This is a genomic window from Dyella sp., assembly GCF_035508675.1.
Taxonomy (GTDB): Bacteria; Pseudomonadota; Gammaproteobacteria; order Xanthomonadales; family Rhodanobacteraceae; genus Dyella_B.
Window position 1 is genome coordinate 1 of sequence record NZ_DATJMN010000013.1, and the last position, 5,525, is coordinate 5,525.

Below are 5,525 nucleotides of genomic sequence, written 5' to 3' on the forward strand. Positions count from 1 at the left end.
CGCCCGACAAACCCGGCATGCTGGGCATCTGGCCACTCAACCCGGTGCACACAACAGGGTTGCACGTCGCCATTTACTTCCTGCAGCAACACGCCGATACGCTCGACCCTGAGCCGGGCGGATAAACCGTTCGCGTCCGTAAGATCCCCTGCTGCGGCACGCCACTGAGGACGGTTGTGCCGCATTTGGGGAGTGCCAGCGCTTATCGCTACGAGACGCGCACCCAGATCGCAAGGCGGAACTTCGGCAACGAATAGCAGCCTGTGGCGCAACGATGTCTACGCCGATATCGCCAACCGCTCCGACCGATACACCCACGCGGTCGCCACCATGGCCAGCACCGCCACCGCCAAACCCGTGACCACGCAGCTGGCGATCTGCGCTGCCGTTACCGACTCGCCGCGCAGCAGTCGCATGATGCCGACCTGTTGCCCGAGCAAGGGCACGTAATACATCCAGTCGGCGATTTTCATCGGCGTTACGCTCAGCAGGATCGACGGGAAGATCGGCACCATCATCAGCACGGACTGGTAGGTCTGCGCCTCGCGATAGCTCTTGGCGAATGCGGACACCAGCGTCTGCAGGCAGGCCAGCAACATCACCAGCGGCAGCATCATCAGGACTACCTGCGCGGCGAAGGAAACGCCCAGGTCCATCCGCATGCCGAGCCGCTCGATCGGGATCAGCTTGCCGCAGAAGCCGAACGCGACCACGCAGATCAGCAGGCTGACCAGGGAGAACGCGCAGGTCGCCGCCAGCTTGCCGAGCAGGATCTTCCAGCGCGGCACCGGGTTGGCGAACAACGGTTCCAGCGATTGCCGCTCGCGCTCGCCGGCGGTGAGGTCGATGGCCAGGTACATGCCGCCCATGAATACGGTCAGCACGAAGAAGTACGGCAGCATGCCGAACATCAGGCCGGCGCGCGATTGTGGCGTGGACTGGTCGCGTTCGTCCACCGCCACCGGCGCCATCATGGTGGGTGAAAGGCCGCGCGCCACCAGGCGCATCACGCCCTGGCGCCGGCTGTAGCTTTCCAGCATGCCTTTCACGCGTCCGACCGAGCCGCCGGTATCGCTCTGCGAGGAGTCGTAAATCAGCTCCACCTGCGAGGTTTCACCCTTGCGCCAGGCATCGCCGAAGCCTTTGGGAATGCGCAGCACCACGTCGGCGTCGCGATTGTGCACGGCCGCTTCCGGATCGGCCATGGCCGGCAGCGGCACCAGGCCTTGCTGCTTGAGTGCGTTGACCAGGTTCGGCGCGTATTGCGCGCCGATCACCGGCACCTTGATCGGCTGGTCGGCCTTGTTCAATTCGCGCGTGAGCACCACGTTCATGATCATGATGAAGATCATCGGGCCGAGCAGCGGCCCCAGGATCAAGGCGCTCATGATGGTGCGCCGGTCGCGCAGGTTTTCCTTCACTTCCTTGAGAAAGACAGTCAGCGTGGTGTTCATGCCGCCAGGCCCTCCTCGCTGCCGATGATCTTTACGAAGGCATCCTCCAGGTTGGCTTCGCCGGTTTGCGCACGCAGCGCATCGGGGGTTTCATCCGCCACCACGCGGCCGTGCGCGATCACCACGATACGATCGCACAGCGCCGCCACCTCTTGCATGATGTGGCTGGAAAACAGCACGCAGCGTCCTTCTTGCTTCAGCTGCCGCATGAACTGGCGCATGCTGCGCGTGGCCATCACGTCCAGGCCGTTGGTAGGTTCGTCGAGGATCACATTGCGCGGATCATGCACCAGCGCGCGCGCAATCGCGGTTTTCACGCGCTGGCCTTGCGAGAAGCCTTCCGTGCGGCGGTCTGCAATATCGGCCATGTCGAGCGCCTTGATCAGTTGCTCGCGGCGCGTGCGCACCAGCGCTTCGTCCATGCCTTGCAGGCGCGCGAAGTAGTCGATGTTCTCGCGCGCGGTAAGCCGCTTGTACAGACCGCGCGCATCCGGCAGCACGCCGAGTTGGCGGCGCACTGCCAGTGCGTCCTTCGCCACGTCGATGCCGTCGATCAGCACCTGGCCACGGTCCGGTTGCATCAGCGTGTACAGCATGCGCAAGGTGGTCGTCTTGCCGGCGCCATTGGGGCCAAGCAGGCCGGTGATTTCGCCGTCGCGCGCCACGAAGCTCACGCCATCCACCGCTTTCACGGCGCCGAAATGCTTGTGCAGATCCTTCACTTCGATCATGGCGAGGCTCCGTTGAAGTCGATGAAGGCCGGCGTTTCGCCGAGCTTGTCCAGGCAGCTGGCGTCCAGTTGCCTGGGATCGGGCTTGTCGATGAACTTGCCGAGCAACTGCGGCATGCAGCCTCGCCCCAGCAGCGAGTGCCCCTGCCCCTTGAAAATCAGCTGCCGCGCATCCGACAGGCCAGGCAGGATTTGCTGGCCGTAACGCGGCGGCGTGACCGGGTCCAACTCGCCGGAAAGCATCAGGATCGGCTTGTCGCTCTTCAACGGCGCGTGGAAATCGTCGGGCCGCGTGCCGTGCGGCCACACCTCGCACTGCGCCTTGATCGCATCGATGAGGTGATTGCCCAGGATGGTGTTCTGGTCCTGCGGCCGTGGTTGCAACAGGTCGGCATCCTCGCTGCAGATCACGCTCATCGACATGCCGTTGTTCATGTCGCCGCTGAGATCACCGCTCAATATCTTCGCCTGCCCAAGCAAGGGGCCAACATCGCCGTGCGCGGCGGCGTTGATCGACAGTGGCAGCAGCGCCGCCGTTTCCGGCTGGTAGGCGAACATGCGCACCACGCTGGCGAGCGAGAACTCGCTCAACGGGCGCTCTACGGTTTCGTAGGTTTCCGGATCGCGGAAGCTCACCTTGTGCGGATTGGCGCGCAATGCGTCGCGCAACTGGTACAGCGTCTGCATCGAATCGCCAAAACGTTGCTTGCAGGCGGGCACGGCGGTGCAGTAGGCGAAGTCCTTCTTCAGTGCGTCGTCCAGGTTGCCGGCGAAATCCTCGCCCAGCACGATCTGGTTCGGCACCACCGAATCCAGCACCACGCTGCGCACGCTATTGGGGTAGTGCTTGATGTATTGCTGCGCCATGCGCGTGCCGTAGGACACGCCGACCAGGTCCAGTTGCGGCGAACCCAGCGCCTTGCGCACGTCTTCCAGATCCTGCACCGCGATGGTGGTGGTGTAATAACGCGGATCGGCCTTTTGCTTCACCTCATCCAGGCAGGCGGCGACATCCTTGCGCACCGTGTCGAGATCGAGCGTCAATGCATGTTGATCGGAAGCTTGCTCCGCACTTTTACAGCTCAGCGGATTGGAGCCGCCGGTACCGCGCTGATCCAGCAGCAGTACGTCATGGTGCTTGCGCACCTCGGCAAAGGCCGGCGCTTCGATCACCCACGCTTCGGTAGCCGCTTCACCGGGGCCTCCGGCCAGCAGGGTGACCAGATCCGGCTCGGGCACTTGCGCATCGCTGCGCGCGATCGCCAGCTTCAGGCGGATGCGGCGGCCGTGCGGATCGGCGCGATTTTCCGGCACCTCGAACATGCTGCACCACGCCGGCGCACGCGCGCCGCTGCCGGGACGGCCAAGCTCGCACGGCGTAAACGTGAGTGACCCGCGCCGCCAGCTACGCGCCGGCTGCGCGGGCTCCTTGGTTTCGACGGGTGCGGCAACCGGCGCGACATCCGCGGCTGCGGTGGCCTGTTCGCCGGGTCGATGCCAATGCTGGTACGCCAGCACACCCAGCGCGACCGCTACCACGATCACGCGAAAAACGGTTCTTGCCTTCAAGGCCATGGTTCCCTCACTCCTCCCCGGGCACAAAGATCATTTCGATCGGCATGCCGAACAGGCGTGCGATCTTGAAAGCCAGCGGCAGACTCGGATCGTACTTGCCGGTCTCGATGGCGTTGATGGTTTGTCGCGATACATCCAATTGTTGCGCGAGCTCGGCTTGCGACCAGCCACGTTCACTGCGCAATTCGCGTATGAGGTTGTTCATGCCGGACGCGCTGGCTGCGGCCCCTCACATGCCGGCGTGGCACGATCAGTCATGACGGTATTTGCGCCTGTACCACTGCCTTGCCATGGGCACGCCGCCAAAAGCGATCATCCCCGCCGCTGCGCCATACAGGAACCCGCGACGCGCATCATCCAGCCGGCCCGGATACAGCAAAGCGACCGCCATCAGCGCCACGCCAAAAAGCACCAGGTACAGATAGGGCCGAATGCCGGTCTCCTCGCACAGGGAATTCCCACCATAACTGCGCACCAGCCGCCAGCGCACCGCGCCGTAGCAAAGCACGACGGCGGGGTAAACCAGCAACAAGGTCGAACCATCCAGCTTCACCACCCCCGCGGCGGCCAGAAAACCACCGATGAACGTCAGCGCGCTGACCACCGCCGTCGCCGTGCTCAAGGCCACCAGGTGCGTGTGACGCTCCAGTTCGTCGCTGCTGCGAATAAGCCGCGCCATTTGCGCAATGACGTAAAGCACCGGCAGCGTCGCCGCGAGCGCCAGCAGGGCCTTGAGCGGCAGGCTTGGCGTTCTGCCCACCCACGGCCAGACCAGCAGCATGAACGCGGTATAGATCGCCATCGCGATCAACACGCGCGATTGATATTGCTTCGACGAAAACCTCGGCATCGCCCTTCCCCTTCACGCTGTCCGCCGCACGAGTCCCATCTGCGCATGCATCCCTCACCCGCAGCGACAACTCCCCGTCACCTGTCAAGCATACTTGACACAAAGCCTACGATCAGCGTCCCGCTCGTGTCAAGCACACTTTACAAATGGCACCCCCGTCGCGCTATCCGCTGACACTGCACGTCACTTTTTGACGGCACCCCGACCAGTCCGGAGACGCAGTTCACACTTTTTCCCGACAGAAATGAGGAAATGTTTCGGAAGCGTGTAGGCGGTGTGTAGGAAACAGGCCAGATTTCGCCGACAATGTGATAGGGGTCACGCTTTGGCCTGAATGTTGCTCAATTGCTGAGCAAGGCGTGGGCCTGCCCGAGAGGGGGCGGGAAAACGCCCGGCCCACCGCAAGCGCTTTTTTACCGAACGCTATAAAGCCCATCGACACGTTAAACAGGGAATCCGCATGAAGAAGATCGTACTGTCCGCTGCCCTCGCCGCCACCTTCGGCGCAGCAGCATTGTTCTCCACCTCGGTGGCTGCCGCTGACGGCACCATCACCATCACCGGCAAGGTGGTCGCCAACACCTGCGCGTTCAGCGTAAATGGCGGCAGCGCCAGCAACACCGTGCAACTGCCCGTGGTGTTCACCACCGCCCTGAACGCGGCCGGCGCCGTTGCCGGCAACACCCCGTTCACCATCAAGGTGAGCGGTTGCGATCCGAACCTGACCAGCGTGCAGGAACAGTTCGGCGGCAGCAACATCAACGCCAGCGATGGCAACCTCAAGAACATTGCCTCCGCCACCTCGCCGCAGACGGTCGCCGGCAACGTCGAAGTACAGCTGCTCAGCGGTACCGGCGCAGTCATCAACCTCAACACCAACAACAATTCGCCGGTGGGCAACCTCTCCAGCGGCGGC

The 5,525-nt window shown here is 63.4% G+C and carries 6 protein-coding genes; 1 reads left to right on the forward strand and 5 read right to left on the reverse strand.

What is annotated here, in order from left to right:
- Positions 1-278: 278 nt before the first annotated feature.
- From VMA74_RS00850 to VMA74_RS00870, 5 genes are read right to left on the reverse strand one after another with little or no spacing between them, the layout of a single operon-like run.
- Positions 279-1,454: an ABC transporter permease gene (locus VMA74_RS00850; RefSeq protein WP_325363863.1), complete on the reverse strand. Its 1,176-nt coding sequence runs from the start codon at positions 1,452-1,454 to the stop codon at positions 279-281.
- Positions 1,451-2,185 (reverse strand): ATP-binding cassette domain-containing protein, encoded by a 735-nt coding sequence (locus tag VMA74_RS00855; protein ID WP_325363865.1) that lies wholly within the window; start codon positions 2,183-2,185, stop codon positions 1,451-1,453. The genes VMA74_RS00850 and VMA74_RS00855 overlap by 4 nt, the downstream gene beginning before the upstream one ends.
- Positions 2,182-3,759 carry an alpha/beta fold hydrolase gene (locus VMA74_RS00860; protein ID WP_325363867.1) on the reverse strand — a complete coding sequence of 526 codons (1,578 nt, stop codon included), beginning with the start codon at positions 3,757-3,759 and terminating at the stop codon, positions 2,182-2,184. Before VMA74_RS00860 ends, VMA74_RS00855 begins: the two co-directional genes overlap by 4 nt.
- 7 nt (positions 3,760-3,766) lie before the next feature.
- The gene (locus tag VMA74_RS00865) at positions 3,767-3,964 is read right to left on the reverse strand and encodes a helix-turn-helix transcriptional regulator (RefSeq protein ID WP_325363869.1); all 198 of its coding nucleotides are present in this window, start codon (positions 3,962-3,964) and stop codon (positions 3,767-3,769) included.
- Positions 3,965-4,009: 45 nt separating this feature from the next.
- The gene (locus tag VMA74_RS00870; protein WP_325363871.1) at positions 4,010-4,609 is read right to left on the reverse strand and encodes a hypothetical protein; all 600 of its coding nucleotides are present in this window, start codon (positions 4,607-4,609) and stop codon (positions 4,010-4,012) included.
- Positions 4,610-5,069: 460 nt separating this feature from the next.
- On the opposite strand from VMA74_RS00870, the gene VMA74_RS00875 reads away from it, so the two are divergent.
- On the forward strand, positions 5,070-5,525 hold a 456-nt coding region (locus VMA74_RS00875), incomplete at its 3' end, for a fimbrial protein (protein ID WP_325363873.1).

Bases quoted from the DNA above. Each gene is read 5' to 3' on its own strand.
- VMA74_RS00850 (WP_325363863.1), bottom strand. From the start codon at position 1,454: ATGAACACCACGCTGACTGTCTTTCTCAAGGAAGTGAAGGAAAACCTG.
- VMA74_RS00855 (WP_325363865.1), bottom strand. From the start codon at position 2,185: ATGATCGAAGTGAAGGATCTGCACAAGCATTTCGGCGCCGTGAAAGCG.
- VMA74_RS00860 (WP_325363867.1), bottom strand. From the start codon at position 3,759: ATGGCCTTGAAGGCAAGAACCGTTTTTCGCGTGATCGTGGTAGCGGTC.
- VMA74_RS00865 (WP_325363869.1), bottom strand. From the start codon at position 3,964: ATGAACAACCTCATACGCGAATTGCGCAGTGAACGTGGCTGGTCGCAA.
- VMA74_RS00870 (WP_325363871.1), bottom strand. From the start codon at position 4,609: ATGCCGAGGTTTTCGTCGAAGCAATATCAATCGCGCGTGTTGATCGCG.